This is a genomic window from Mesorhizobium wenxiniae, from assembly GCF_002284535.1.
In the GTDB taxonomy this organism is placed as follows: Bacteria; Pseudomonadota; Alphaproteobacteria; order Rhizobiales; family Rhizobiaceae; genus Mesorhizobium; species Mesorhizobium wenxiniae.
This window is the reverse complement of sequence record NZ_NPKH01000020.1, coordinates 222,034-247,904: the sequence shown is the minus strand read 5'-3', so window position 1 is coordinate 247,904 and position 25,871 is coordinate 222,034. Positions and strand designations below refer to the sequence as shown.

Sequence of the window (25,871 nt, the reverse complement as noted above, 5' to 3'; positions counted from 1 at the left end):
CCTCTCCCCGTTGGGGAGAGGAGGGGGCCAACCTCGCGAGGATCGCTAGATGGACTCCTTCCGCGACAAGATCGTTCCGGTGACCTCGATCCTCGCGGGCGTGGTCGTCTTCTGGTATGTTTTCGCCGTCATCCTCAACGCGCCGTTCCAGCGCGATCTCGACCGCCGTGCCGGCGAGACGCCGGGGGTTGTGGAATTCATCGGCAAGACGATGTCGCAGCCGAAGCCGACGCTGCCGGCGCCGCATCAGGTGGCTGTGAATTTCTTCGAGAACACGTTTCTGCGCAGCGTCACCAGCAACCGCAGCCTTGTCTACAATGCCTGGGTGACGTTGTCCTCGACGCTGCTCGGCTTTGCCTTCGGCACGGCGCTCGGCATCGTGATTGCCGTCGGTATCGTGCATGTGGCGACGCTCGACCGCAGCCTGATGCCTTGGATTATCGCCTCGCAGACCATTCCGATCCTGGCGGTGGCGCCGATGATCATCGTCGTGCTGGCGGCGATCGGCGTCACCGGGCTGATCCCGAAGGCGCTGATCTCGACCTATCTGTCGTTCTTCCCGGTGGCTGTCGGCATGGTCAAGGGTTTGCGTTCGCCCGAGCTCACCCATCTCGACCTGATGCATACCTACAATGCCAGCCCCTCGCAGACCTTTTGGAAATTGCGCGTGCCGGCGTCGGTGCCGTTCCTGTTCACCTCGATGAAGGTGGCGGTCGCCGCCAGCCTGGTCGGCGCCATCGTCGGCGAACTGCCGACCGGCGCCGTCGCCGGCATCGGCGCCAAGCTGCTTGCCGCCGCCTATTACAGCCAGACCATCGACATCTGGTCGGCGCTGGTTGCCGGCTCGGTCGTGGCAGCCCTGCTGGTTATGGTGGTCGGCATGGCCGGGCGCATCGTCGACCGCGCCATGGGCGGGAGGCCGGCATGAGCGATCTCCTCAGCCTTTCGTCGATCACGCCTCGTTCCTGGCAGGGGTATGCCGCGCTTGTCCTTCTTGCCGGAGCGCTCCTTCTTTTGCCGCTTGTCAATGCCACGCCCGGCTATGGTGTCGCCACCGTGGCTTTGATTTTCCTTTTGCTGCTTCTGGCAATCGCGGCCGATAATTTCCCACCTGTGATTGGGGTGGTGTTGCTCTTCCTTGGCGTGCACGGCGCGGCGTGGATGCTTCTCGCCGGCATAACCGGCAATGAGGGGACCGCTCGCGCATCCTTCTATTTGCTGCTTGCCGCGGCATGGCTTCTGGCCTGGCGCTGCGTGACAGCCCTGTCCGCGCTTCGCCCGACCTCGCGCTGGGCGGCGACCGCTTTGAGGCTGATCATTCCGGCTATCTTCGGCGCCTGGATCCTGATCATCTGGGAGGCGGTGACGCGCGGCGCGGGCATCCCCTTCATTCTGCTGCCGCCGCCAAGCGCCATCGGCGTGCGCATCGCCAATTCGCTGCCGGTGCTGGCCGCCGACGTGCGGCAGACCATCTTCAAGGCGGTGATCTTCGGCTATGTGGTTGGCAGCGGCGCCGGCTTCCTCGCCGCCGTCGCGGCCGACCGCGTGCCGTTCCTGCGGCGCGGGCTTTTGCCGATCGGCAACATGGTGTCGGCGCTGCCGATCATCGGCGTGGCGCCGATCATGGTCATGTGGTTCGGCTTCGACTGGCAGTCGAAGGCCGCCGTCGTCATCATCATGACCTTCTTCCCGATGCTGGTGAATACGGTCGCAGGCCTTGCCGCCTCCGGCCACATGGAGCGCGACCTGATGCGCACCTATGCGTCGAGTTACTGGCAGACGCTGTTTAAGTTGCGGTTGCCGGCGGCAGCCCCCTTCATCTTCAACGCGCTGAAAATCAATTCGACGCTGGCGCTGATCGGCGCCATTGTCGCGGAGTTCTTCGGCACGCCGGTGGTCGGCATGGGATTCCGGATTTCGACCGAAGTCGGGCGGATGAACATCGATATGGTCTGGGCCGAAATCGCAGTTGCAGCACTTGCGGGTTCGGTCTTTTATGGCGTGGTCGCTCTTTTCGAGAGAGCCGTTACGTTTTGGCATCCCTCCGTCCGTGGTGGATAGAGCGGTGGCGGGTTTGGAATCAGGAGCGCATTGAAGGTCCTGATCCTAAAGGGTGAACACTTAACTTCAGAGGGTAAAAACATGAAAAGACTTGTTATTTCGATGCTGGCCGGCGCGATGTCGCTTGCCGCGTTCCAGGCGATGGCCGCGGACAAGGTGACGCTGCAGCTGAAATGGGTCACGCAGGCCCAGTTCGCCGGCTACTACGTCGCCAAGGACAAGGGGTTCTACGAGGCCGAGGGCCTCGACGTCGAGATCAAGCCGGGCGGCCCCGATATCGCGCCGGAGCAGGTGATCGCCGGCGGCGGCGCCGACGTCATCGTTGACTGGATGGGCGGCGCGCTCGCCGCCCGCGAAAAGGGTGTGCCGCTGGTCAATATCGCCCAACCGTTCAAGAAGGCCGGCATGCAGCTGGTCTGTCCGAAGGATGGCCCGGTCAAGACCGAAGCCGACTTCAAGGGACATACGCTCGGCGTCTGGTTCTTCGGCAACGAATATCCGTTCTACGCCTGGATGAACAAACTCGGCCTGAAGACCGACGGCGGCCCGGACGGCGTCACCGTGCTGAAGCAGAGTTTCGACGTGCAGCCGCTGATCCAGAAGCAGGCGGATTGCATTTCGGTCATGACCTACAACGAATATTGGCAGCTCATCGATGCCGGCTACAAGCCGGAAGAGCTGATCGTTTTCAACTACTCCGCCATGGGCAACGACCTGCTTGAGGACGGGCTCTATGCCCTGGAGGACAAGCTCAAGGATCCGGCCTTCGAGGACAAGATGGTGCGTTTCGTGCGCGCCTCGATGAAGGGCTGGAAATACGCCGTCGACAATTCCGACGAGGCGGCCGGCATCGTCATGGACAATGGCGGCCAGGACGAGAACCACCAAAAGCGCATGATGGGCGAAGTCGCCAAGCTGATCGACAATGCCGACGGCAAACTCGACCCGGCGACCTACGCGCGCACCGCCAAGGCGCTGCTCGACCAGAAGATCATCACCAAGGAGCCGACCGGCGCCTACACGACTGCCATCACCGACAAGGCGATCAAGTAGGGCAGGGCCATCAATAGGGCGGTCGGGTAGAGGCGATCAACCTGGCCTCTGCAGCCTGCAATTCGGAAAGGGGCGGGCGACCGGCCCTTTTTGCTGGGATGTAAAATAGCCGTTACCGGTGGAAACATCCGCTCGCCACAACCGTTGTTCCAGTGCATCCAGCTTCAGCGGATGTCACCGCCACAACGGAGATTCCCATGCGCATGCAATCCTTCTCGCCGAAGCTTTCGGCGCTGGCCGTTTCGGCTTCCGTCCTATGCGCTTCACCGGCTTTGGCCGACATGATGAAGATGAAGGCGACGCTCGATGGCGCTCAGCAGAATCCGCCCATCACCACGGAGGGCAAGGGTACCGCCGCTCTCGTCTTCGACACCGCCACGAAACAGCTCACCTGGAACGTGACGTATTCAGGTCTCAGCGGCCCGGCGACGGCCGGACATATTCACGGTCCGGCGGCAAAGGGTGAAAATGCCGGCGTCGCCGTCCCGTTCAAGGGCGCTCCGAAAAGCCCGTTCAAGGGGGCGGCGATTCTGACCGACGCGCAGGCTGCCGACCTGATGGCCGGCAAATACTACATCAACATCCATACGGCGGCCCACAAGGACGGCGAGATCCGCGGACAGATCGAGAAGGCGGCGACGATGTAGCCAAATCTTGCGCCAACGGAAAGGGCAGCCCTTCCTATCGGATCACGACCTGTCTCTTATCTGGGTCATCGTGCGGGTTGGCGTGATGGCCTCGGGGTCGAGCCTGATCTCGACAATCGACGGCTTGCCGCTGGCACGCGCGCGTTCGAAGGCCGGCGCGAAATCGGCCGTCTTCTCGACCGTTTCGCCATGGCCGCCATAGGCGCGGGCCAAAGCCGCAAAGTCGGGATTTCGCAGATCGGTGGCGACGACGCGGCCCGGATACTCGCGCTCCTGATGCATGCGGATGGTGCCGTAAATGCCGTTGTTGACGACGATGACGATGATCGGCAGATCGTATTGCACGGCGGTGGCGAACTCCTGCCCGTTCATCAGGAAGCAGCCGTCGCCGGCAAAGGCTATCACATCGCGCTCGGGGAACAATTCCTTGGCTGCGACCGCTGCCGGCGTGCCATAGCCCATCGAGCCGGAGGTGGGGGCGGCCTGCGTGGCAAAGCGCCGGGACCGGTGGAAACGGTGCACCCAGGTGGCGTAGTTGCCGGCGCCGTTGGTGAGGATCGCGTCGTCGGGCAGCATCGTTTCGAGATAGTTCATGATCGGCCCCATCTGGACGGAGCCGGGACCACTTTCGGGCGGAGTCGACCAGTCGAGATAGGCTGCGTGCAGCTTCGGTGTTTCATCCGCCCAGACCGGCGTGGCGGCCGGCTTGCGCCCGGCGAAGGCTTCGACGAACGCGGAAGGCGAGGCGTTGATCGCCAGCGTCGGCCGGTAGACACGGCCGAGCTCGCCGGCATCGGCGTGGATATGGACCAGCATCTGGTCGGGATAGGGGCTCTTGAGCAGCGTGTAGTCGGAGGACGGCATCTCGCCCATGCGGCCGCCGATCAGCAACACGAGGTCGGCCTGCTTGATCGCGGTGGCCAGCTTCGGGTTGATGCCAATGCCCACATCACCGGCATAGTTCGGGTGGAGATGATCGAACAGCATCTGGCGGCGGAAGGAGCAGCCGACCGGCAGCGACCAGGCTTCGGCGATCGTCCGCATTCGCGCGACGGCCTCCGCATCCCAGCGCGTGCCGCCTAGGATAACGAAAGGGCGCTGCGCCTTGTTGAGGAGCTTTTCGAGAGCATCGAGCTCGGCCTCGCCCGGCCGCGTTTCGACCGGCGTGTGGGGCAGGGCTTCTGGCGCCTCGGCAAGGCTGGTCAGCATGTCTTCCGGCAGCGAGATGACGACCGGGCCGGGGCGGCCGGACGTCGCCACCGCGAAGGCGCGCGTGACGAATTCGGGAATGCGCGAGGCATCGTCGATCTCGACCACCCATTTGGCGATATCGCCGAAGAACCTGACATAGTCGACCTCTTGAAAAGCCTCGCGCCCCTTGGCATGGCTGGCGACCTGGCCGATGAACAGGATGACGGGAACCGAATCCTGCATGGCGATGTGGATGCCGGCCGAGGCGTTGGTGGCGCCGGGTCCGCGGGTGACGAAGCAGATGCCGGGCTTGCCGGTCAGGCGGCCATGGCAGTCGGCCATCATTGCAGCACCGCCTTCCTGGCGGCAGACGATGGTGCGGATCGTTGAATCGTGCAACGCGTCGAGCACCGCAAGATAGGATTCCCCGGGCACGCAATAGATGCGGTCGGTGCCGTTGGCTTCAAGCGCATCGACGATCAGTTGTCCGCCGGTCTTCATTTTCCTGACCTCTCCAGTTCGGCAAGGATTTCTTCGGTGTGTTCGCCGAGACGCGGCGAGGGCCGCTCATAGACCAGCGACGTGCCCGACATGACCATCGGCGCGCGCACCGAGGGCAAGAGATTGCCGTGGCCGTCGTCGAGGTCGAGCCGCATGCCGCGCGCGATGGTCTGCGGGTCGGCGAACATCTGCCCGATCGTGTTGATCGGGCTGGCAGGCACACTTGCCGCCTCCAGTTTAGCCAGCAGCGGATCGCGATCGAAGGTTTTCAGCGCCTCGATTATATGCTCGCGCAGCTTCGCCCGGTTGGCGACCCGGGCGGGATTGGTGGCGAAATCGGGGTTCGATGGCAGATCGTCCAAGCCGATGGCCGCGCAGAATTTAGCGAACTGGCCGTCATTGCCGATCGCCAGGATGATATGGCCGTCCTTCACCGGCACCACTTCGTAAGGCGCAATGTTCATATGCGCGTTGCCCATCTGCACCGGCGATTTTCCGGAGACCAGATAATTGAGGTTCTGGTTGCCAAGCGCCGAGATCTGGGTGTCGTAGAGCGCCATGTCGATATGCTGGCCTTCGCCGGTCTTCTCGGCATGGCGAAGTGCGGCCTGGATGGCAATCACCGAATACAAGCCGGTGAAAATGTCTGAGACGGCGACACCGGCCTTTTGCGGCTCGCGGCCGGCCTCGCCGGTGATCGACATCATGCCGGCCATGCCCTGGATGATGAAGTCATAGCCGGCGCGCGGCGCATAGGGCCCGTCCTGGCCGAAGCCGGTGATCGAGCAATAGATCAGCCGCGGGTTTATTTCCCTGAGGCTCTCATAGTCGAGGCCGTATTTCTTCAGGCCGCCGACCTTGAAGTTTTCGATCAGAACGTCCGATGTGGCGACCAGCCGGCGCACCGTCTCGGCGCCCTCGGGCGTCGAGAAATCGATGGCGATGGAGCGCTTGCCGCGATTGCAGGAATGATAGTAGGCGGCCGAGAGGTTTTCGCCGTCATGGCTCATGACGAAGGGCGGACCCCATTTGCGGGTGTCGTCGCCGCCATCCGGGCTCTCGACCTTGATGACGTCGGCGCCGAGATCGGCAAGCATCTGCCCCGCCCACGGTCCGGCCAGGATGCGGGCGAGTTCGATTACGCGGACACCTTTCAGCGGAGGCTCAGTCATGGATCACCGTGATTGATCGGAAACGCAGCCTGTATCAATCCCGCGTGATGCTGTCACGGTTCTTGCAATGGGCCAAACCGATCTTGTCGATGTCGATCATGGTTGTTTCAGCACGCTGTCGGCCCATGCGGCGAAATCGTCCATGATTTTATCTCGATTCACCTCGTTCAGACTTTCGTGGCGGGTCTCGGCGTAAACCTTTGAAACGAGATTCGAAAAACCCATCCTGTGCAGGCGGCCAGCGAGATGGCTGACCGCCCTGCCGCCGTCGGTGGCGGGGTCCTTTTCGCCGCCGACCAGGCAGATCGGCAGGGTCTTGCGGACACCGGAAAAATTAGTGTCGTCGGCACCGTCGAAGACGAACCCGAACAGGTCGCGCCACATCGACACGGAGGCATCCCAACCGCATAGCGGATCGGCGATATACTTGTCGACTTCGGCTGCGTCGCGCGACAGCCAGTCGAACGGCGTGCGGTGATCGGGGACGGCTTTGCCCCAGGCCTGGAAGGTCAGTCGCGGCAGCATACGCGACGGCATGTCGGAGCCGAGCCGGAATTTTTCCCAGGCCAGGATGATTTGCGCGGCACGGCTGGCGAGCCCGGCGGAAAAATTAGCGTTCCAGATGGCGGCGGCGTGCAGGCGGCTCGAATGATGAAGCACGAAATTCAGCGCGACGAGGCCGCCCATGGAATGGCCGAAGACGATGACGGGCAGGCCGGGGTGGTCGCCGGCGATCAGGTCGTGCACAGCGGCGACATCGGCAACGACCTTGGCGCCGCCGTGTTTTTGAGCGAACCTGCCGAGTGGGGCATCGGGCGCCTTGGTTGCGCCATGGCCGCGATGATCATGGGCGTAGACATGGAAGCCGCGCTCACCCAGAAAGGTAGCGAAGCGGACATAGCGCGCGGCGTGTTCGGCCAGCCCGTGATTAATCTGGACGACCGCGCGCGGGCGGCCCTCGGCACGTTTCACATAAAGGTTGAGCTCGGCGCCGGTCGGCGATCGGAGCACGCGCTGCTGGCTGAATGACATTGTCGCTTCGTCTCCAACGCGTCTTTCACGCCTGCGGACGTTTGTCTGCGCCGACGCCGGTTTTGCGTCAATCCGTTGGCCTTGTTTTCCGCAGTGCTGTTCTTGCGTCGCAACGCGGGTATCGCAATTCTGACATGGAGAATTTGATACCAAGAGAGGGCGGCAGTCTGTTGCCGCATTTTTCACCGGGGTATTTTCATGCATACGCGGACAGGTCTGGTTTTCGAATTTGCGCTTGTCGCCGCGTTGCTAACGGGTGCTGCTCGGGCCGAGGTGAAGATGAGCGGCTCCTTCGTGGCCGACGCCACCTGTCCAGCGACACAGGCCATCAAAAACGGCAAGAATCCCGGCAACATCTCGACCGATGCGGGACAGAGCTATGAGCTGCTGGCTGGCAACAAGGATGCTCCCACGCACTATCTGATCCGAGTGCCGGGCGCCGACCCCGAGCGCCGCTGGGTGAGGATCGACTGCGGCCATGTTTCGGGTGACAGCGCATCCACGGAACCGGCAGCACCCGCGCCGGTCGACCGGGGGAAGTCCGCTGCGCCGATCTCGGGAGGGCCCGAATATGTCCTCGCGCTGAGCTGGCAGCCGGCGTTTTGCGAAACCAAGCCCAGCAAGACCGAATGCAAGGCGGAGACGGCTGCCGGTTTCGAAGCGAGGCATTTCACCTTGCATGGGCTGTGGCCGCAGCCGAACGGAAATTTCTATTGCGAGGTGGCAGCGGCCGACAGGGCGAACGACAATCCGGCGCACTGGCGGGACCTGCCGCCGGTCGAGCTCGAGCCGAACACGCGGTCGGAGCTCGATCAGGTGATGCCAGGCACCGCATCTGATCTCGACAGGCATGAGTGGATCAAGCATGGCACCTGTTACGGCAAGAGCCAGCAGGAGTATTTTTCCGATGCGCTGAACCTGACGCGCGCGGTGAATGCTTCACCGGTGCGTGATCTTTTCACACAAAACGTTGGCCGGGATCTGACCTCCGACCAGATCCGCAGCGCCTTCGATAGTGCTTTCGGTCCCGGCGCGGGCGAGCGGGTTCGCGTCTCCTGTCTGAACGACCATTCGAGCGGCAGGCGGCTGATCGGCGAACTGACACTCGGCCTGGCCGGCCCGATCGGTCCAAACCCTTCGCTCAGTGAGCTGTTGCTGGCATCGGTGCCGACGAACAATGCCGGCTGTCCGAAAGGCACCGTCGATCCGATCGAGTTCCAGTGACACGCCGAGCCGGTCTGGATGCTATGAGCCGATACCGCGTCCTGATCTGGTCCAAGCGGTGAGGCTGTCAGCCTCGTGGCCGCCCGGTTCGCCGACGACGCGGTCGCGTCCGGTCGATTTGGCTTTGTAGAGGCGCTGATCGGCCAGCGCAAAGATATCGGCAAGGCAGCGGGTCGTCTCGCTGACAGTGGAGATGCCGGCGCTGACGGTGATGTCGAACCGGCTCGTGCTTGCGGATGCCTTGACCGCGTGCCTGATGCTTTCGCCAAGCAGCCTGGCGACCGAATGCGAACGTGAGCAGAGGATGGCGAATTCCTCGCCGCCAATTCTGAACACCTGATCCTCTGGACCGACAATCTCGCCAAGCAGGGCGGCGACGGATTTCAGCACCTTGTCGCCCTCGGCGTGGCCGAAGCGGTCGTTGATCGATTTGAAGTGGTCGACATCGATGACCAAGAGGCTGAGCGGCTTGGCCGTCCGCAGGCTGGCCGCAACAGCGGCTTCGCCGTCGCTGTCGAAGCGTCCTCTGTGCAGCAGACCGGTGAGGCCGTCGCGGCCGACATGCTCGACCAGCGCCTCATAGCGCTCGCGATAGGTCAACGTGTCGAAGATGTCGGATAGTCCACGCGGCGCCGGGATCTGCCGCGCCTCGAACCATCTGATATAAGCGACCAGCATGATGCTGTAGGCAAGCGCCGCCCCCATCTTGGCGAACCAGCCGCCGAAGAAAACCGCGATCGGCGCACCGGTGACGAAGTGCAGCGCGGTGAAAAATCCAGTCTGGTCGAAAGTGAGCACGCAAGCGACGGAGATCAGGATGCGAGAGAACAGCGCCTTGCGGAGATAACGCCCGAGCTTTTCGTAAAGCAGGATGATCAGGATGGCGTCGAGGAAGAGCAGCGTCGTGCCCCACACCATCAGCCAGCCCATCTGGTCGATGAAGCCGATGTCGGGACGTCTGCCGTTGGGAAGCGGTGCGATCTCGTGCAGGCGCAGGACCAGCACAAGCCCGATCATCAGGGCATTGCCGAGCAGCAGGCCGTAGATCGGCTGCCGGACGGTTGCCGCGTCCTCCTTGATGTAGAGCAGCAGCAGCATCACCAGCTTGCCGGAAAACAGCACCGCGGACCCGGGCGAAACCATGCCGAACGGCAGCGCGACATAGAAGACGCTGGCGAGGTAGGTTTCGAGAAAATGCATGACGCCGAGGGCGCAGACAAACACGCCGAGGCCGATGCGGTGCCTGAAACGGAAAAGCGTGACCATGACGCCGAAGTAGAGAACCGCTTCGGCAAGGAGCAGGAAACTGTTCAGCAACGCCGTCGATCCGATCTTTCTCTGCAGAAATCGCGGCTTGCCAGCGATTCCCCATCCAACACCTTTCTGACGCGGAATGGTTAACCGCAGATTTCGCCGGATTGTCCAGCGAACCGAAAGCGGCGCCAGTTCAATGAGCGTCTTCGGCCCGAATGCAGGCATGAGGCGCCAAAACAGTTTGCCGTTCGGCGCGGCATCGCCTACATAGCGCCCAACTTCCATTCAATCCGACATTACAGTCGACTTTTCAGGGAAAGCGCGCGTGGCACGCCAGTTCATCTATCACATGGCCGGCCTCAACAAGGCCTATGGCACCAAGAAGGTGCTCGAGAACATCCACCTCTCCTTCTACCCGGACGCGAAGATCGGCATCCTCGGGCCGAACGGCGCGGGCAAGTCGACCATCCTCAAGATCATGGCCGGCATCGACAAGGAGTGGAGCGGCGAGGCGTGGCTGGCCGAAGGCGCCACTGTCGGCTACCTGGCGCAAGAGCCGGCACTCGATCCGAGCAAGACTGTGTTCGAGAACGTCATGGAAGGCGTCGCCGCCAAGACCGCGATCATCGAGCGCTACAACGAATTGATGATGAACTATTCCGACGAGACGGCCGACGAGTCGGCCAAGCTCCAGGACGAGATGGACCGGCTGAACCTGTGGGATCTCGAACAGCAGGTCGAAATGGCGATGGAAGCGCTGGGCTGCCCGCCCAAGGAAGCCGACGTCACCAAGCTGTCGGGCGGCGAGCGCCGGCGCGTCGCGCTATGCCAGCTCCTGCTGCGCGAGCCCGACCTCTTGCTGCTCGACGAGCCGACCAACCATCTCGACGCCGAGACGACGGCCTGGCTGGAAAAGCATCTGCGCGCCTATCCGGGCGCGGTGATGATCATCACCCACGATCGCTACTTCCTCGACAATGTCACCGGCTGGATCCTGGAGCTCGATCGCGGCCGTGGTATTCCCTATGAGGGCAACTACACCAAATATCTCGAAGCCAAAGCCAAGCGGCTCAAGCAGGAAGGCCGCGAGGACGACGCGCGCCAGCGGGCGATCGGCCGCGAGCGCGAGTGGATCCAGTCCAGCCCAAAAGCCCGGCAGACCAAGTCGAAAGCGCGCATCCAGGCGTTCCAGGATCTGCTGGATGCGGCCGACAAGCGGCGCCCGACCGACTCGCAGATTGTCATTCCGCATGGCGAGCGGCTCGGCAATGTGGTGATCGAGGTCGAGGGCCTGTCGAAGGGCTTTGGCGACACGCTGTTGATCGATGATCTCGAATTCAAGCTGCCGCCCGGCGGTATCGTCGGCGTCATCGGCCCGAACGGCGCCGGCAAGACGACGCTGTTTCGCATGATCACCGGCCAGGAAAAGCCGGATGCCGGCACGATCCGCGTCGGCGAGACGGTCAAGCTCGGTTACGTCGATCAGAGCCGCGACGCACTCGACCCAACCAAGACCGTGTGGGAAGAAATCTCGGGCGGCGCCGAGGTGGTCAAGCTTGGCAAGTTCGAGGCCAACACCCGCGCCTATTGCGCGTCGTTCAATTTCCGTGGCGGCGATCAGCAGCAGAAGGTCGGCAATTTGTCCGGCGGCCAGCGCAACCGTGTGCACCTGGCCAAGATGCTGAAGACCGGTGGCAATGTGCTGCTGCTCGACGAACCGACCAACGATCTCGATACGGAAACGCTGGCGGCACTCGAAGACGCGCTGGAAAACTTCGCCGGCTGCGCCGTCATCATCTCGCACGACCGCATGTTCCTCGACCGGTTGGCGACGCATATCCTTGCCTTCGAGGGCGACAGCCATGTCGAATGGTTCGAGGGCAATTTCGAGGATTACGAGCAGGACAAGATCCGACGGCTCGGCCCTGACGCCGTCAACCCGCACCGCATGACGTACAAGCGGCTGACGCGATAGGGTTCTTATTTTAGGGCGGCGAATTCTCAAGTGATCTGAGGAGCTGAAATGGCCGACTGGTCCGCCGCCCAATATCTCAAATTCGAGGACGAGCGCACGCGGCCGTCGCGCGATCTCGTCGCGCGGGTGCCGGTGGAGGCACCGCGCCGGGTGGTCGACATCGGCTGCGGGCCGGGCAATTCCACCGAATTGCTGGTCGAGCGCTGGCCGAGCGCGCAGGTCAGCGGTTTCGACACCTCGCCTGACATGATCGACAAGGCGAGGGCACGCTTGCCTGATGTAACCTTCGAGTTGGCCGATGCGGCGGCGTGGCAGCCGGCGGAGCCTGTCGACGTGATCTTCGCCAACGCAGTGTTCCAGTGGCTGCCGGAGCATCCGGCGATCTTCCAGCGGCTGATGGGTTTTTTGGCGCCGGGCGGCGCGCTTGCCGTGCAGATGCCCGACAATATGAGCGAGCCCTCGCACCGGCTGATGCGGGAGACGGCGGCCGAAATGCCGTTTGCCGAAAAGCTCGCGGGTGCTGCGCGCGGGCCGCTGCCGCCGGTGTCGTTCTACTACGATCTTTTGTCGCCGTGCTCTGACCGGCTCGACATCTGGCACACCGCCTACAATCATCCGCTGGCCGGTGCCGAAGAAATCGTCGAGTGGCTGAAGTCGACCGGGCTGAAGCCGTTCCTCGATCCGCTCGACGAGGCCGAGCGCCGGCTTTTTCTCACGCGCTACATAGCCAGGATAGCCGAGGCCTATCCGAACACGGCGAACGGCAAGGTGCTGCTGCGTTTCCCGCGCCTGTTCATCGTTGCGCGGCGATCCGCTTAGAAACGGAACCACACCGAGAGGCAGTGCCTGGCGGCGCTTGACCCGGTTTCACCACCATGCGCATTTCAGCCACGCAAGGTCGTGGTCTTTTTGTCTCAGGCACTTGATTTAAGCCGGCGTAAACGCCCACCAGGTAGGAAAAACAGTTGCGCCCAATCCTGGCGGCGCCCACATCAAGCCGCAACGCTGCGCATGGGGACGAACCAAAAATGCATCGCGTCATCATCAGCGGCATCGGCGTTGAAATCCCCGAGCCTTCAATCACCAATGAAGAACTGGTCGACAGCTTCAATGCCTGGGTCGACATGGAGAATGTCCGCCGCGAAGCTTCGGGCGAGACACTGCTGCAGAAGTCGGACAGTGCCTTCATCGTCCATGCTTCGGGCGTGCAGACCCGCCATGTGATCGAGCGCGAAGGCATTCTCGACCCGACCCGCATGGCGCCGCGCATTCCGGCGCGGCCGGACGATGCGCTGTCGCTGGAGGCCGAGTTCGGCATCGCGTCCGCCAGGAAAGCGCTCGACCATGCCGGCCTGGAGCCTGGGGATATCGACCTGGTGATCTGCTCGGCCTCGCATCACCAGCGGCCCTATCCGGCGATCGCCATCGAGATGCAGCAGGCGATGGGCACGAAGGGCGCTGGTTTCGATATGGGCCTGGGCTGCTCATCGGCGGCGGCGGCATTGCACATTGCGGTCAATCTGGTACGGGCCGGCGCACACAGGCGCGTGCTGGTCACGACGCCCGAGATCATCACCGGCCATCTCAATTTCCGCGACCGGCAGACGCATTTCATCTTCGGCGATGCTTCTGTCTCGATGATCGTCGAGGGGCTTGCCCAGGGCGACAAGCGGCCGGGACGCTTTGAGGTGCTCGACACGCGGACCTGGACGCAGATGTCCAACAACATTCGCACCAATCTCGGCTATTACACGCGCACCTCCCAGGACGATCCATATATGATCAATCTGGAAGGCAATCTGATCAAGCAGGTCGGCAACAAGGTGTTCAAGGAAGTCACCGTCGCCGGGCACAAGTTCATCGTCGAGTTCCTGGCCGAGCACGGGCTGACGCCGCAGGCGATCCGGCGCTTCTGGCTGCATCAGGCCAATGCCCGGATGAACGCAATGATCCTGAAGCTGTCGTTCGGCCACGAGGTCGGCCATGACCGTGCGCCGATGGTGCTGGAGCGCCTCGGCAATACCGCAGGCGCAGGCGCGATCGTCGCCCTGTCGGAGAACCACGCCGACATGAAGGCCGGCGACTATGGCCTGCTCTGCGCCTTCGGCGCCGGCTATTCGATTGGCGGGGCGCTATTGCGCATGCTCTGATTTGTCTTGGCGCGAACGGCACCAGCATTAGCGGGCGCCGGTTTGTAATCGCATCAGTCTGCTTGATTGGAGCATCAGTGCTTTAGTCTGGACCTGGTGAGCTCACTGCGGCTAATTGCCTGGCGTCACGCACGGAGCGAAGCCTATGCTACATCTCTTCCCCGAGACCGAGAACCCGGTCGAAATCATCCCGGCGCGGAAGCTTGCCGCGCAGGTTGCCGCGCTTTACGTCGCGCCATCAGATCATTTCGAGACACGCGCGGTGGATGAATTGCGGCTCGGCTTCAACGGCATCGACGGCGATTTCCACGCTGGCGCGACGCGGCGCTCGGGCGGGCGCGAGCCCTGGTATCCACGCGGCACCGAGATGCGCAACGAGCGGCAGCTGTCGATCGTGGCGGCGGACGAGCTGGCGATCGTCGCCCAGCGGATGGGCATCGCCGATATCAAGCCGGAGTGGATCGGCGCCAATCTCTTGATCGAAGGCCTGCCCCATCTCTCCATGCTGCCGTCCGGCACACTGCTGTTCTTCAAGGGCGGCGTCACCATCAAGGTCGACGCGCAGAACGGGCCTTGCCGCATCGCCGGGCGATCGGTCGCCGAAAATGCCGGAATGGCCGACCACGAGGGCGGCGCTTTGCTGTTCCCGAAGGCGGCAAAGCGGTTGCGCGGCCTCGTCGCCTGGGTCGAAAGACCAGGCCGCATCACGACCGGCGAGGAGATTTCGGTGCGTGTGCCCGAGCAGTGGATTTACCGCGCGTAGCCACGCTCGGGTCAGGGATAGCGCACCAAGCTGGACCAGGCCGGGTCTTCGTGCTTTTGCCAATAGATCGCCGTGAGGCGCCTGGTAATCGCGCCGACCTTACCGTCCGCGACCGGAATACCGTCGATCATCGTCACCGGCATGATGCCGCCGGCAGTCGAGGTGATGAAGACCTCGTCGGCCTGACGCAGGGCAGCGACGCTGACATCGGCTGCTGTGACGGCAAGCCCGGCCTCCGCGCAGAGATCGAAGACGGTGCGGCGGGTGATGCCGGGCAGCACGCCGACAGCCGGGGTCGACAGTTTACCGTCATCCACGCAAAAGACGTTGAAGCCGGGGCCTTCCGCGACATTGCCGTTGAAATCGAGGACCAGCGCGGTCTCGGCGCCGCGCTCATAGGCGTCGTAGAGGCCTCGCACCAGGTCGAGCCAGTGATAGTTCTTGATCGCCGGGTCGATCGAAGCCGGTGGGATGCGCACCTTGTCGCTGATCGCCACATGCAGGCCGCGCTGCAATTGTTCGGCATTGGCGACCGAGCCGAAGGGAACGGCGAAAGCCATGAAGCGGTTGACCGCGTCGCGCGGGTCGCGGCTGAAGGTCGGCGAGGCGCCGCGCGTGCACAGCATCTCGACATAAGCGGCGCGATGACCCGACAGCGACACGCAATTGTGGAGGATTTCGGCGACGCCTTCGCGGTCGAACGGGATCGTCATACGCAGCTTTTCCAGCCCGCCGAAGAAGCGATCGAGATGCAGGTCGAGGCGGAAGAAGCGGCCGTCCCAGACATGCACCGTGTCGTAGGTAGCGTCGGAATGCAGGAAGCCCCAATCCAGCACCGAGATCTTGGCTTGCGACATCGGCAGATATTGCCCGTCCAGGAAGGCAACGCCTTCCGGATAGGAATGCGGGTCTATGTGACGGGCGGAGAGCGAGGGCAGTGGTTTAGTGTGCCGATCGGCCGGCTTGCTCATCACGTCCTCCGTCAGATCGTTTTTCGCCGATCAGATGGCGGGATAGAGCCGCAGAGTACAAGACACAGGCTGGGCTTGCCGCTGGGCCATCGAGAGAAGTTGTTAGTCCTCATCGTCATCCTCGAGCAGACGGGTGGCGCGCCAGCGGGTCAGGACGACGTTGGTCTGTTCCATGACGAAGAAGCGCGCGGAGTCGCGGTCATAGCCTTCGGCCAGCAGTTTTTCGTAGTCGGTGTGCACATGACGGATATGAGCTGTCGTCGCCAGCCACACGGCGATCGTCGGCGGCAGGCTCTTCATATGCACCGCGCCGGCGTCGGCGCGGATCTTTTCCATGTCAGCATAGGGCGCCAGCGGTAATAGCGCCGTCAGCGCCTTGGCGATGGCGCGGCGACGGCCGGTCGGCGCGCTCATCTCCCGTCCTGTCCGGGCTCGTCCCGCCCGGCAATGGTGGCGTCCGCAAAGGCATCGGTCGACGCGAAATAAGGCTTGATGTCGATGACCGGCGTGCCGTCGAGCACGTCGATCGCATCGATATCGATACGGCCCGTGTCGATGTCGAGGGCGACGAGCTTGGCGATATGCAACCCGACAGGGTTCGGCCGGGCAGGGGAGCGCAGCGAAAAAACGCCTTTCGGTTCAGCCGCATGGCGGGGGTTCTGGACAATCAGGGTCCGCGGCGCATGGTGCAGCCAGGACAGGATGATGATGTGGCTGGCGCGCTCCAGGCCGAGCAGGCCGTTACGATAGGGCTGGTCGATCGTGAGAACCGCCGGCTGTCCCGTTTCCCGCGCGGATCTCATGTTCTTGGGGCAAGTTTCCCGCGCGGTCCAGAGCGAGGCGATGCGACCGATGAAGACGACATGGCCGTCCGGCGGCATATCTGCCGGATCGTTTTCCAGAAGCTTTTCGCCGCTGCGAGTCTCGAACATGGTTTCCGCCCCGATCATGCTTCTGGCTTTGCGCGATCCACCGCGCATGCGTCATATTCTTGTCCGAAAGCGACATAGCGCTTGCAAGCCTATCAAAATCGACATAAACATATGTTTATATCTTTTCAAAGAGAATGCTCGCATGCATGTCGCACTCGACACCATGGTAGATACATTGAAGGCGGCGGCCGAATCTAGCCGGTTGCGCATCCTGGCGTTGCTGTCGCGCGGTGACCTGACCGTTTCCGATCTCACCGAAATCCTCGGCCAGTCGCAGCCGCGCGTCTCGCGCCACCTGAAGCTTTTGCTGGAGGCGGGACTGATCGGCCGTTACCAGGAGGGCTCATGGGCCTTCTTCCGGCTGTCGGATTCGGATGCGGCGCGGGGTTTCGTGCTCAGGCTGGTCTCCGGCATCCGGGCTGCCGATCCGCAGGTCGAGCGTGACCTCGAGCGGTTGGCGGCGGTCAAGCGCAAGCGGCAGGATCGCGCCGCCGAATATTTCTCCCTAAACGCCGCAAGCTGGGACCATATCCGCTCGCTGCATGTGCCGGACCGCGCCGTGGAGGCGGCGCTGCTCAAGCTCGTCGGCAAGCGGCCGTTCCAGTCGATGCTGGATCTCGGCACCGGAACCGGGCGGCTGCTCGAGATCTTTTCGCCGCTCTACCGGCGCGGCATCGGCATCGACATGTCGCGCGAGATGCTGACGGTGGCGCGCGCCAATCTCGACAAGGCCGGCATTTCGAATGCGCAGGTGCGCCAGGGCGACATTTTTGCGCCGCCGGTCGAGCGCGATGCCTTCGATCTCGTTACAATCCACCAGGTGCTGCACTATCTCGACGATCCCGCCCGCGCCATCCGCGAGGCAGCAAGGCTGCTGCGCCCGGCAGGCCGGCTGGTGATCGTTGATTTCGCTCCGCACGCGCTGGAATTCCTGCGCGACGCGCACGCGCATGTGCGGCTCGGCTTTTCCGACCGGCAGATCACCGAGTGGTTTTCCGATGCCGGGCTCGACCTCGCGGACAGCCAGGAATTCGAGCCGCGCGGCGGCAACGAGGCCAGGCTCACCGTAAAACTATGGCTCGGCCGTGACCAGCGCATGCTGATCGCCGATCCTTCCAACCACGCACAACCGGCCAATGCCTATCCGATAGGGGAAACCGCCTAATGAACCAGTTCCGCTTTTCCCGCCGCCCTGACATTGGTGACAAGATCCGGGTTTCGTTCGAGTTCTTCCCACCGAAGAGCGATGAAATGGAAGCACGGCTGTGGGACACAGTTACCCGGCTGCAGCCGCTCAAGCCGAAATTCGTCTCCGTCACCTATGGCGCCGGCGGCTCGACCCGCGAGCGCACGGCACGCACGGTCAAGCGCATCCTCAACGAAACGGCGCTGACGCCGGCGGCGCACATGACGTGCGTCGATGCGGCGCGTCACGAGGTCGATGAGGTCATTCAGGAATTCGCCGAGATGGGTGTCACCCGCTTCGTCGCCTTGCGCGGCGACCCGGCCGAGGGCGTCGGCGCCGCCTACCGTCCGCATCCGGACGGCTATGCCAATGGCGCCGAACTGGTGGGGGCGCTGAAGAGTGTCGGCGATTTCGACATCTCGGTCTCCGCCTATCCGGAAAAGCATCCGGAGAGCCCGGATTTCGCCACCGACATCGACATGCTGAAGCGCAAGGTCGACAATGGCGCGACGCGGGCGATCACCCAGTTCTTCTTCGACAATGACCTCTACGAGCGCTATGTCGAGCGGGCACGGCGGGCCGGCATCTACATCCCGATCGTGCCGGGCATATTGCCGGTCCACAATTTCACCCAGGTCGCCAATTTCTCGTCGCGCTGCGGCGCGCTGGTGCCGGCATGGCTGGCCGAGCGCTTCGACGGGCTGCAGACGGACCCGCAGACGCATGCGCTGGTGGCGTCCGCGGTGGCGGCCGAGCAGGTGCTGGACCTTGTCGAGCGCGGCGTCGGTGATTTCCATTTCTACACGATGAACCGGGCCGATCTGGTCTTCGCCGTCTGCCACATGATCGGCATCCGCTCGCATGAGGCTGAAGCTGCGGGGTCTGCTGCGGCGTAAGTCTCGATCGAGTCTTTGGAAATGCAAAAAAGGCCGGGTAAAAACCCGGCCTTTTCAATGACTTGGACTATTCGGTGCTGATCTTCCGTTGCTTTGGCGGGTCTACGGAAGAAAGCCCATAATGAGGGCTCCGATGAATGCAAACGCAGCACAGATCATCAATGCGTTGATTGGCCTCGTGAGTCCCACGTCATAGCCTCCTCTTAAAGAGCTATGGCCAGAGTCTAGGGTCATTTGTGCCACAGGCAAGCGGAAAATATGTTGCAATGCGACGACATTGTGGAATTTACGACCGGCTCTTTGCCGTTAGGCATTGAAACTCTTAGGCAAAATCCCGCTTCGGACCTGTGCATAAAATGTGACGAAGCTGGGGCAGCGATGGGTTATGGCAGCGCTACCGCCGCCGAAAATCGGAATCGATTTTCGGGTCGATGCGAGGATTCAACGAGTTAGAGCGTGGTTTGCGCGTCCAATTGGATGCGAAGCTCTAGCGCCAGCGGCCGAACAGGCGGCCGTCGATGGTGACGAGGCCGAGCGCGATTAGTGCCATGCCGCCGAGCTCGAAAAATTCGAGCCGTTCGCCCAGGAACAGAAAGCCGAGCAGGATGGCACTGGCCGGCACGATCAGCGTGACCAGCGAGGCGTTGGTGGCGCCGGCCGAGGCGACGAGGTTGAAATAAAGGATGTAGGCGAAGGCGGTGGACAGCAGGGCCAGCGCCAACACCGCTGCCCACACCGGCGGCGAGGCCGAAAACAGGTTGGCAGTGCCGTGGCTAAGCAGCACGATCGGGATCATGATAATGGTCGAGGCGGTCAATTGTCCCGTGGCGATGACCGATGAAGGCACGCCCTTGAAGCGGCGGGCAATCATCAGGGCGACCGCATAGGACAGCGACGCACCGACCAGCGCGAATTTCGCCCAGACCGGTCCGCCCAGCCCGGCAAGCAGGCCGGGACCGATCATCACCGCCGTGCCGACGATGCCGAGCGCGATCCCGGCAAGCTTGTTCCAGGAGAGTTTTTCGTCTGATGTCAGCGCGTTGGCGAGGATTAACGTCCAGAACGGCGTCGTCGAATTGAGCACCGAGGCGACACCGGCGCCAAGTTCGGTCTGGCCGGCGAAGATCAGCGAGAAGGGAATGACGTTGTTGACGAGCGCCAGCAGGAAGAACAGACCGGCATGCGGCAAGGCGAGGCGGAACGACGGACCGCGCTGGCCGAGATAGAGATGCAGCGCCAGCGCCGCGATGGCGACGCGAAACAGCACCAGCACCAGCGGGGGAATCTCGGCAACCGCAATGCGGGCAAAGAAGAACGAGCCACCCCAGATCGCACCTAACAGCAGAAGTTGTGCCCAGTCTTTCAGGGCCATAGGTCCGCGCATTGCCATGGATCGTCCTCCCAGATGGCTCTGAATCAAGCCAATCAGGCGTCTGTTCAGGTCATATCCTGTTCGACGGCAAGGGCCACCCGAAACCAGAACGGTGGGCTAGCATTCCCATCATCTGGCGTAGCGCCGCGGCGTTCGGGCCGCGAGACACAGAATTGTTTTCATTCCCGCATAGGTTGGATTAATTGTGCGCGGTCTAGGTCAAGGGATTCGTCCATGCAGCGATTCGAAAATGCGCGCGAAGCGGCGCTGGCGCTTCGCCCGGACGATCCGATTTATTGCTTTCGCCCGCAGGTGCTGAAGGCGGACGCCGCGCAGTTCATGGGCATGTTTCCCGGCAAGACCGCCTATGCGGTCAAGACCAACGGCGAGCAGATCGTGCTGAAGGCGCTGGTTGAGGCCGGCGTCGGCACTTTCGACGTGGCCTCGCCCGGCGAATTCGCCGCCGTGCGCGCGGTCTCGCCCGACGCCGAGATGCTCTACATGCATCCGGTCAAGGCACAGTCGGATATCAAGCTGGCGCTGGAGAAATATGGCATCCGGGTCATCTCGCTCGACCATGAGGACGAGATCACCAAGCTGACCCGCGTGGTGCGGGCGCTCGATATCGATCCGGGTGCGATCACTGTGTTCGTGCGCATCCAGACGAAAGGATCGGCCGCCTACGAACTGTCGAAGAAATTCGGCGCCGGACCGGCCAATGCGGTCGAGCTGGCCGAACGGCTGAACCGGACGGGCTACAAGGTCGGGCTGTGCTTCCATGTCGGCAGCCAGATCGAGGATCCCGACACCTATGAGCGGGCGCTGGCCTCGGCCGACTGGGTGCGCAACCGCGTCAGCTTCGACATTGCCGGGCTCGATGTCGGCGGCGGTTTTCCCGCCGAATATGGCCATGATCCCAACCGCAAGCTGATCGAGATGCCGTCGCTCGGCCAGATCATGTCGCGGCTGTCGGGCGACCTGAACGAATATCAGTTCGACCAGATGCCGCTGGTGGCGGAGCCGGGCCGGGTGATCGTGGCGCGCTGCCTGTCGCTGATCGTGCGCGTGCTGCTGCGCAAGGGCAAGCGGCTCTACATCAATGACGGCATCTGGGCGTCGCTGTCGGATTCATGGACCGGCAAGATCACACTGCCGGCGCGCTTCATCCCAGACCCGGCGATCCGTTCGCGCAATGGCGAGGAGAAGACCATTGTGCCGTTCAAGGTCTGCGGCGCGACCTGCGATTCCGTCGATATCCTGTCGCGGCCGTTCTGGCTGCCGGAAACGGTCGATACCGGTGACTGGATCGAGATCGGCCATATCGGCGCCTATTCGCTGTCGCTGAGGACACGCTTCAATGGCTTCTATCCCGACACCTTCGTCGAAGTGACGACGCCGTTCGACGAAGGGGACGCGCCGCAGGGGTTTGCCAGCCTGGAGACGATGGCGGATTAGGCCATGTAGGTCAGGCCACTCCGCCGCCGGCCTGAATGTTCTCGCCGGTCAGCCAGCGGGCTTGGTCGGAGGCGAGGAAAACCGCGACCTCGGCAACGTCGCGCGGCGCTCCGATCCTGCCGAAAGGCGACATGCCGGCGGCGATCGCGCGATCTCGCTCGGGCAGCAGGTCGGTGTCGGTAAAGCCTGGCGATAGCGCATTCACGGTGACGCGGCGCGGCCCGAGTTCGCGCGAGAGGACGCGGACGAACTGCTCGACGGCTCCTTTGCTGCCGAGATAAAGGGCCGTCTGCGTGAAGAACATCTTGGTTCCACCGGTGGAGACGGCGATGATGCGGCCACCGTCGCGCACGCGGCGCGCCGCTTCCTGAAGCGTGAAGAAGGTGCCTCTGGCGTTGGCGCCGAAGACGTGGTCGAAGTCGGCTTCGGTGGCCTCGACCAGCGGCTTTATGACGGCGACGCCGACATTGGCGACAACGATGTCAATTGCCCCCATCTGCTTTTCGGTCTCATCGAACAGCCGGCGGATGTCGGAAACGCTGGAGATATCGGCCTGAATGGCAAGAGCTTTTCCGCCACTCTCGCGGACGGCGGCAACGGCCTCCTGGGCGGCTTTCTCGTTACCGACATAGTTGACGACGACGGTCGCCCCGTTTGCAGCTAGCCCCTCGGCGATGGCGCGGCCGATGCCGCGCGAACTGCCCGTCACGAGCGCGGTTTTGCCTTTAAGCGACTGAGACATGAAGCATTCCTTTCGACTGGTGCTGCGGCCGCTTCAATAGAGCGACGGTTCCATCTGTCGAAAGCTAGGAGCATGCTATTGATCAAATAATGGGCTATTATCTAAGTAACTCGTTAAGCTGAAGGTACATAATGCGAGGAACCGAGTTTTCCGAGCTCAAGGCGTTTGCAGCGATCGTCGAGGAGGGCAGCTTTGTCCGCGCCGCGGCCAGGCTCAGGATCTCGCCGCCGGCGCTCAGCCAGACGATCCGCGGGCTCGAAGAGCGTGTCGGTGTCCGGCTGCTCAACCGCACGACCCGCAGCGCGTCGCCGACCGCGGCAGGCGAAACGCTGTTTGCCCGCCTCGCTCCGGCATTCAGCGAACTCGAAGGCGCTGTCGCCGACGCTCATGCATCACGCGATCGGCCGGCAGGCTCGCTGCGCATCAACATTCCACGCACCGCTGCCATGCGTTTCATTGCTCCCATCCTCGGCGATTTTCAGCGCGCCTATCCCGATATCGCGCTGACCGTCATCATCGACGATATGCTGACCGACATTGTCGAGGGGCGGTTCGATGCCGGAATCCGGCTCGGCGAGCGGCTGGAGAAGGATATGGTGGCGGTGAAGCTGAGCGAGGATTTGCAAATGGCCGCGGTGGCCGCTCCAGCCTATCTCGAGAACCGGACCATACCTCGTCATCCGCAAGAGCTGCATCAGCACCGCTGCATCAATTTCCAGTGGCCCGGTGGCGGCAACATCTATCGATGGGAGTTCGCGCGAGGCCGACGCGCTTTGGAAATAGCCGTCAACGGCGGTTTGACGGTCAACGACACGGAACTGATGATCAGGGCGGCCCTGGATGGGGTCGGCGTGGCTTACATGCTGGATTACCAAGTTCGGCCGTGGATCGAAGCCGGCAAGCTCATCCGTTTTCTCGAAGCCTGGTCACCCCGATTTCCGGGCTTTTACCTATATCATACGAGCTCTCGGCAGGTTCCACCGGCCTTGCGCGCCTTCATCGATTTCCTGCTTGCCAGGCGATGACCCGCTTTAAAGCTTCGCCAGAAGCTCCGGTGTCGGCCAGCCGTCGACCGGCAAGCCTAGCCGCTTCTGCTCCTTGCGGATCGCCTCGCGGGTATTGGTGCCCAGGATGCCGTCGACCGTTCCCACGTCATAGCCTTTGGCCTCGAGCTTTGTCTGCAATGCCCTCATCTGATCGCCGTTGAGGCCGGGTTCGGGATTGCGCGGATCGAATTGCGGCGCACCCGCCAGCCGCGCGGCGAGATTTGCCGCGGTCAGCGCATAGGTGAAGGACTGGTTCCACTCGAGGTAGACATCGAAATTGTCGTAGACGAGGAAGGCCGGCCCCTTGCGGCCCATGGGCAGCGCGAGGCCTGCCTTTAGGCCGTTGTCGACAAGCGGCGTGCCGTTGGGGTTGGTGACACCCCACTGAGCCCACTGCGTCAGCGGCAGCTTGTTGGTGCGGCCGGTCTGGTCCCATGGCATGTCCTCGGGCACGCGGACTTCCTCGATCCAGGGCTGGTCGCGTTTCCAGCCGCGCGACATGATCTTGTTGGCCGTGGTCATGATCACATCCGGCGCGCTGCTGCGCAGGTCGACCAGGCCGTCGCCGTCGCCGTCGACGCCGCGGCCGAGATAGTCGGACGGCAGCATCTGTGTCTGGCCGATTTCCCCCGCCCAGGCGCCGGTGACATCGGCCGGTACGACGCCGCGATCGATGAGGGTCAGCAGCGGCGTGATCTGCGGGCGAAAGAGTTGCGGGCGGCGGCAGTCATGCGAGAGCGTGACCAGTGCGTTCAGCGTGTGGAAATCGCCCTGCACGGCGCCGAAATCGGTTTCCAGCGCCCAGAAGGCGGCGATGATCGGCGGCTGGACGCCGAATTCCTGGTCGGCGCGGGCAAAGACGTCGGCGTATTTTTTCAGATTGGCGGCGCCCTGCTTCAGCCGGTAAGCCGAAATCATCCGGTTCGAGAACTCGATGAAGGTCTGGGTAAAGACGCCCTGGGCGCGGTCGCGCGCCAGCACCTTTTTGTCGGCGGTGGCCTTTTCCAGCGCCTCAAGGCCGGCAGTGCCGACCCCGGCGTTCCTGGCCTCCGCCGCTACACCCTGCTTCCATGCCTCGAAATCGCCGCCGCATTGCTGTGCCACCGCCGGCGCCGCCGTAGCGGCCAGAAGCAGCGCCGCGAGAATTTCCAAGCGCAATCGCATCGCCATCCCCCAAGAAGATCACCAGCGGTTGCAAGCATCCTCCATTTGGCTGTGTCGAAAAGCAGGCGGCAGGCCCGCTGTCAACGGGTGTTCTGCCGCAGCCACTTGTTCCAGGCGGCTTCCGTGCCGTTGAACACGTTGATATCGGCCTTGCCGGGGATGCCCGGCACAATACCGGTTCCGGTGTACTGCCAGAAGGTGAACGGGTGACTGCCGTATCTCTTGCGCGGGTGGCCGGCCACCGAACGCAGCCAGTAGGGATAGCCACGGAAGGCCGATAGGCCGTTGTCGTCGAAGAAATCGATCGAGGTGTAGATGATCGGCTTCTTGCCATAGTGTTTTTCGACGATTTCGAGGAATGTGCTCATCTCGCTGCGCACCGTGGCCGCGTCGGGCCGCAGCTTGCAGGTCGGCGATTGCGGGTTCCATTCCATGTCGAGAACCGGCGGCATCGCCGAACGGTCTTTGGGCACGTTCTTGATGAACCACCGCGCTTGCGTGGCGGCCGGCGTGCAAAAATAGTAGAAATGATAGGCCGCGCGGGGGATTCCTGAGGCTTTCGTGCGGCTCCAATGCTCGTTGAAATACTCGTCGAAGCGATCGCCGCCTTCCGTCGCCTTGATGAAAACGAAGGAAATGCCGCTGGCCCTGGCCGCCGGCCAATCGACCGAGGTCTGGTATTTCGAGACGTCGGTGCCGTGAACGGCATAGCTCCACGGCGCCCCGCTTTCCCACTTATGGGGGTCGGAGTCGTCAAAACGGGGTGCGCGCACCGTAACGGTCGGGGAGCTCGGCAGCGACGGCGCAAGATCGTCGACGGTCGAGCAGGCGCCCAGCAGCGTCAGCATGATGAAAGCCGCGAAACGGCGCATCGCTACTCCTGAACCGGTTTCAGCCGGCCGCTGATGGGTTGTTGCTGCAGGTGGGCCCCTCGACCGTACCCCCAAGCGATCGCCCCACAGGACCGCTCCCATATTAAAGCGCGCGCTTCGACGCGCTTTAGCCTTCGTTTTTTATGCGTGTCCTTATCCCAAAACCGCTGCGCACTTTGGGCGACACCCATCAGTGATCGCCGATCATGGTT

Annotated in this window: 24 protein-coding genes; 13 read left to right on the top strand and 11 right to left on the bottom strand. The window is 62.8% G+C overall.

Annotation, left to right across the window (positions count from 1 at the left end):
* The first annotated feature begins 49 nt into the window (after positions 1 to 49).
* The 4 genes from CIT31_RS11465 to CIT31_RS11450 all read left to right on the top strand — a co-directional run bounded on the left by CIT31_RS11465 (position 50) and on the right by CIT31_RS11450 (position 3,761).
* A complete protein-coding gene (locus CIT31_RS11465) occupies positions 50 to 928 on the top strand; it encodes an ABC transporter permease (RefSeq protein WP_095518684.1) in 879 nt (292 codons plus the stop codon).
* The gene (locus CIT31_RS11460; RefSeq protein ID WP_095518683.1) at positions 925 to 2,061 is read left to right on the top strand and encodes an ABC transporter permease; all 1,137 of its coding nucleotides are present in this window, start codon (positions 925 to 927) and stop codon (positions 2,059 to 2,061) included. Before CIT31_RS11465 ends, CIT31_RS11460 begins: the two co-directional genes overlap by 4 nt.
* Before the next feature lie 81 nt (positions 2,062 to 2,142).
* Positions 2,143 to 3,114, top strand: a complete 972-nt coding sequence (locus CIT31_RS11455; RefSeq protein WP_029351531.1) for an ABC transporter substrate-binding protein — start codon at positions 2,143 to 2,145, stop codon at positions 3,112 to 3,114.
* Positions 3,115 to 3,311: 197 nt separating this feature from the next.
* Entirely contained in the window at positions 3,312 to 3,761 is a 450-nt protein-coding gene (locus tag CIT31_RS11450; protein ID WP_065009914.1) for a CHRD domain-containing protein, read from the top strand.
* A 42-nt stretch (positions 3,762 to 3,803) separates the two neighbouring features.
* Here the strand turns inward: CIT31_RS11450 and CIT31_RS11445 are convergent, their stop codons facing one another.
* From CIT31_RS11445 to CIT31_RS11435, 3 genes are all read right to left on the bottom strand, one after another.
* Positions 3,804 to 5,453, bottom strand: coding sequence for a thiamine pyrophosphate-binding protein (locus CIT31_RS11445; protein WP_065009915.1), 1,650 nt, complete (start codon positions 5,451 to 5,453; stop codon positions 3,804 to 3,806).
* Positions 5,450 to 6,625: a CaiB/BaiF CoA transferase family protein gene (locus tag CIT31_RS11440; RefSeq protein WP_065009916.1), complete on the bottom strand. Its 1,176-nt coding sequence runs from the start codon at positions 6,623 to 6,625 to the stop codon at positions 5,450 to 5,452. Before CIT31_RS11440 ends, CIT31_RS11445 begins: the two co-directional genes overlap by 4 nt.
* 96 nt (positions 6,626 to 6,721) lie before the next feature.
* Positions 6,722 to 7,657: an alpha/beta fold hydrolase gene (locus CIT31_RS11435; protein ID WP_095518682.1), complete on the bottom strand. Its 936-nt coding sequence runs from the start codon at positions 7,655 to 7,657 to the stop codon at positions 6,722 to 6,724.
* A 198-nt stretch (positions 7,658 to 7,855) separates the two neighbouring features.
* On the opposite strand from CIT31_RS11435, the gene CIT31_RS11430 reads away from it, so the two are divergent.
* The gene (locus CIT31_RS11430) at positions 7,856 to 8,881 is read left to right on the top strand and encodes a ribonuclease T2 family protein (RefSeq protein ID WP_095518681.1); all 1,026 of its coding nucleotides are present in this window, start codon (positions 7,856 to 7,858) and stop codon (positions 8,879 to 8,881) included.
* 21 nt (positions 8,882 to 8,902) lie between these two features.
* Here CIT31_RS11430 and CIT31_RS11425 read toward each other — a convergent pair whose 3' ends face one another.
* The gene (locus CIT31_RS11425) at positions 8,903 to 10,198 is read right to left on the bottom strand and encodes a GGDEF domain-containing protein (RefSeq protein WP_095519329.1); all 1,296 of its coding nucleotides are present in this window, start codon (positions 10,196 to 10,198) and stop codon (positions 8,903 to 8,905) included.
* A gap of 262 nt (positions 10,199 to 10,460) precedes the next feature.
* Between CIT31_RS11425 and ettA the strand changes: the two genes are divergently transcribed.
* From ettA to CIT31_RS11405, 4 genes are all read left to right on the top strand, one after another.
* On the top strand, positions 10,461 to 12,110 hold the full coding sequence (ettA, locus tag CIT31_RS11420) for an energy-dependent translational throttle protein EttA (RefSeq protein ID WP_095518680.1): 1,650 nt from the start codon (positions 10,461 to 10,463) through the stop codon (positions 12,108 to 12,110).
* A gap of 48 nt (positions 12,111 to 12,158) precedes the next feature.
* A complete protein-coding gene (gene tam / locus CIT31_RS11415) occupies positions 12,159 to 12,929 on the top strand; it encodes a trans-aconitate 2-methyltransferase (RefSeq protein ID WP_095518679.1) in 771 nt (256 codons plus the stop codon).
* 209 nt (positions 12,930 to 13,138) lie between these two features.
* On the top strand, positions 13,139 to 14,260 hold the full coding sequence (locus tag CIT31_RS11410) for a beta-ketoacyl-ACP synthase III (RefSeq protein ID WP_095518678.1): 1,122 nt from the start codon (positions 13,139 to 13,141) through the stop codon (positions 14,258 to 14,260).
* Between the two features lie 145 nt (positions 14,261 to 14,405).
* On the top strand, positions 14,406 to 15,023 hold the full coding sequence (locus CIT31_RS11405) for an MOSC domain-containing protein (RefSeq protein WP_095518677.1): 618 nt from the start codon (positions 14,406 to 14,408) through the stop codon (positions 15,021 to 15,023).
* A gap of 11 nt (positions 15,024 to 15,034) precedes the next feature.
* Here CIT31_RS11405 and CIT31_RS11400 read toward each other — a convergent pair whose 3' ends face one another.
* The 3 genes from CIT31_RS11400 to tsaA form a co-directional block, all read right to left on the bottom strand.
* Positions 15,035 to 15,994: a D-amino acid aminotransferase gene (locus CIT31_RS11400; protein WP_095518676.1), complete on the bottom strand. Its 960-nt coding sequence runs from the start codon at positions 15,992 to 15,994 to the stop codon at positions 15,035 to 15,037.
* A 102-nt stretch (positions 15,995 to 16,096) separates the two neighbouring features.
* Positions 16,097 to 16,408 carry a DUF2293 domain-containing protein gene (locus CIT31_RS11395; RefSeq protein WP_095518675.1) on the bottom strand — a complete coding sequence of 104 codons (312 nt, stop codon included), beginning with the start codon at positions 16,406 to 16,408 and terminating at the stop codon, positions 16,097 to 16,099.
* The gene (gene tsaA / locus CIT31_RS11390; protein WP_165778412.1) at positions 16,405 to 16,926 is read right to left on the bottom strand and encodes a tRNA (N6-threonylcarbamoyladenosine(37)-N6)-methyltransferase TrmO; all 522 of its coding nucleotides are present in this window, start codon (positions 16,924 to 16,926) and stop codon (positions 16,405 to 16,407) included. Before tsaA ends, CIT31_RS11395 begins: the two co-directional genes overlap by 4 nt.
* A gap of 142 nt (positions 16,927 to 17,068) precedes the next feature.
* Between tsaA and CIT31_RS11385 the strand changes: the two genes are divergently transcribed.
* Positions 17,069 to 18,091 (top strand): ArsR/SmtB family transcription factor, encoded by a 1,023-nt coding sequence (locus CIT31_RS11385; protein ID WP_095518674.1) that lies wholly within the window; start codon positions 17,069 to 17,071, stop codon positions 18,089 to 18,091.
* Positions 18,091 to 19,008, top strand: a complete 918-nt coding sequence (metF, locus tag CIT31_RS11380) for a methylenetetrahydrofolate reductase [NAD(P)H] (RefSeq protein WP_029351506.1) — start codon at positions 18,091 to 18,093, stop codon at positions 19,006 to 19,008. Before CIT31_RS11385 ends, metF begins: the two co-directional genes overlap by 1 nt.
* A 487-nt stretch (positions 19,009 to 19,495) precedes the next feature.
* Here metF and CIT31_RS11375 read toward each other — a convergent pair whose 3' ends face one another.
* Positions 19,496 to 20,398: a DMT family transporter gene (locus tag CIT31_RS11375; protein ID WP_029351504.1), complete on the bottom strand. Its 903-nt coding sequence runs from the start codon at positions 20,396 to 20,398 to the stop codon at positions 19,496 to 19,498.
* Between the two features lie 216 nt (positions 20,399 to 20,614).
* Between CIT31_RS11375 and CIT31_RS11370 the strand changes: the two genes are divergently transcribed.
* Entirely contained in the window at positions 20,615 to 21,835 is a 1,221-nt protein-coding gene (locus tag CIT31_RS11370; RefSeq protein WP_029351502.1) for an alanine racemase, read from the top strand.
* A gap of 10 nt (positions 21,836 to 21,845) precedes the next feature.
* Here CIT31_RS11370 and CIT31_RS11365 read toward each other — a convergent pair whose 3' ends face one another.
* The gene (locus CIT31_RS11365) at positions 21,846 to 22,577 is read right to left on the bottom strand and encodes an SDR family oxidoreductase (RefSeq protein ID WP_095518673.1); all 732 of its coding nucleotides are present in this window, start codon (positions 22,575 to 22,577) and stop codon (positions 21,846 to 21,848) included.
* Positions 22,578 to 22,708: 131 nt separating this feature from the next.
* On the opposite strand from CIT31_RS11365, the gene CIT31_RS11360 reads away from it, so the two are divergent.
* The gene (locus CIT31_RS11360; protein WP_095518672.1) at positions 22,709 to 23,602 is read left to right on the top strand and encodes a LysR family transcriptional regulator; all 894 of its coding nucleotides are present in this window, start codon (positions 22,709 to 22,711) and stop codon (positions 23,600 to 23,602) included.
* 6 nt (positions 23,603 to 23,608) lie between these two features.
* On the opposite strand, the gene CIT31_RS11355 is transcribed toward CIT31_RS11360, so the two are convergent.
* Complete coding sequence (locus tag CIT31_RS11355) at positions 23,609 to 24,787, bottom strand: lytic murein transglycosylase (protein WP_095519327.1); 1,179 nt, start codon at positions 24,785 to 24,787, stop codon at positions 23,609 to 23,611.
* An 80-nt stretch (positions 24,788 to 24,867) separates the two neighbouring features.
* Positions 24,868 to 25,659, bottom strand: a complete 792-nt coding sequence (locus CIT31_RS11350) for a glycoside hydrolase family 25 protein (RefSeq protein ID WP_095518671.1) — start codon at positions 25,657 to 25,659, stop codon at positions 24,868 to 24,870.
* Positions 25,660 to 25,871 lie beyond the last annotated feature (212 nt).

What these genes read in the sequence shown, in the direction of transcription:
- CIT31_RS11370 (WP_029351502.1), top strand. Translation starts at nt 20,615, where the DNA reads ATGCAGCGATTCGAAAATGCGCGCGAAGCGGCGCTGGCGCTTCGCCCG.
- CIT31_RS11375 (WP_029351504.1), bottom strand. Translation starts at nt 20,398, where the DNA reads ATGGCAATGCGCGGACCTATGGCCCTGAAAGACTGGGCACAACTTCTG.
- CIT31_RS11450 (WP_065009914.1), top strand. Translation starts at nt 3,312, where the DNA reads ATGCGCATGCAATCCTTCTCGCCGAAGCTTTCGGCGCTGGCCGTTTCG.
- CIT31_RS11400 (WP_095518676.1), bottom strand. Translation starts at nt 15,994, where the DNA reads ATGAGCAAGCCGGCCGATCGGCACACTAAACCACTGCCCTCGCTCTCC.
- CIT31_RS11360 (WP_095518672.1), top strand. Translation starts at nt 22,709, where the DNA reads ATGCGAGGAACCGAGTTTTCCGAGCTCAAGGCGTTTGCAGCGATCGTC.
- CIT31_RS11430 (WP_095518681.1), top strand. Translation starts at nt 7,856, where the DNA reads ATGCATACGCGGACAGGTCTGGTTTTCGAATTTGCGCTTGTCGCCGCG.
- metF (WP_029351506.1), top strand. Translation starts at nt 18,091, where the DNA reads ATGAACCAGTTCCGCTTTTCCCGCCGCCCTGACATTGGTGACAAGATC.
- CIT31_RS11465 (WP_095518684.1), top strand. Translation starts at nt 50, where the DNA reads ATGGACTCCTTCCGCGACAAGATCGTTCCGGTGACCTCGATCCTCGCG.
- CIT31_RS11445 (WP_065009915.1), bottom strand. Translation starts at nt 5,453, where the DNA reads ATGAAGACCGGCGGACAACTGATCGTCGATGCGCTTGAAGCCAACGGC.
- CIT31_RS11455 (WP_029351531.1), top strand. Translation starts at nt 2,143, where the DNA reads ATGAAAAGACTTGTTATTTCGATGCTGGCCGGCGCGATGTCGCTTGCC.
- CIT31_RS11395 (WP_095518675.1), bottom strand. Translation starts at nt 16,408, where the DNA reads ATGAGCGCGCCGACCGGCCGTCGCCGCGCCATCGCCAAGGCGCTGACG.
- tam (WP_095518679.1), top strand. Translation starts at nt 12,159, where the DNA reads ATGGCCGACTGGTCCGCCGCCCAATATCTCAAATTCGAGGACGAGCGC.
- CIT31_RS11385 (WP_095518674.1), top strand. Translation starts at nt 17,069, where the DNA reads ATGCATGTCGCACTCGACACCATGGTAGATACATTGAAGGCGGCGGCC.
- CIT31_RS11355 (WP_095519327.1), bottom strand. Translation starts at nt 24,787, where the DNA reads ATGCGATTGCGCTTGGAAATTCTCGCGGCGCTGCTTCTGGCCGCTACG.
- CIT31_RS11405 (WP_095518677.1), top strand. Translation starts at nt 14,406, where the DNA reads ATGCTACATCTCTTCCCCGAGACCGAGAACCCGGTCGAAATCATCCCG.
- CIT31_RS11435 (WP_095518682.1), bottom strand. Translation starts at nt 7,657, where the DNA reads ATGTCATTCAGCCAGCAGCGCGTGCTCCGATCGCCGACCGGCGCCGAG.
- CIT31_RS11350 (WP_095518671.1), bottom strand. Translation starts at nt 25,659, where the DNA reads ATGCGCCGTTTCGCGGCTTTCATCATGCTGACGCTGCTGGGCGCCTGC.
- CIT31_RS11365 (WP_095518673.1), bottom strand. Translation starts at nt 22,577, where the DNA reads ATGTCTCAGTCGCTTAAAGGCAAAACCGCGCTCGTGACGGGCAGTTCG.
- CIT31_RS11410 (WP_095518678.1), top strand. Translation starts at nt 13,139, where the DNA reads ATGCATCGCGTCATCATCAGCGGCATCGGCGTTGAAATCCCCGAGCCT.
- CIT31_RS11460 (WP_095518683.1), top strand. Translation starts at nt 925, where the DNA reads ATGAGCGATCTCCTCAGCCTTTCGTCGATCACGCCTCGTTCCTGGCAG.
- tsaA (WP_165778412.1), bottom strand. Translation starts at nt 16,926, where the DNA reads ATGTTCGAGACTCGCAGCGGCGAAAAGCTTCTGGAAAACGATCCGGCA.
- CIT31_RS11440 (WP_065009916.1), bottom strand. Translation starts at nt 6,625, where the DNA reads ATGACTGAGCCTCCGCTGAAAGGTGTCCGCGTAATCGAACTCGCCCGC.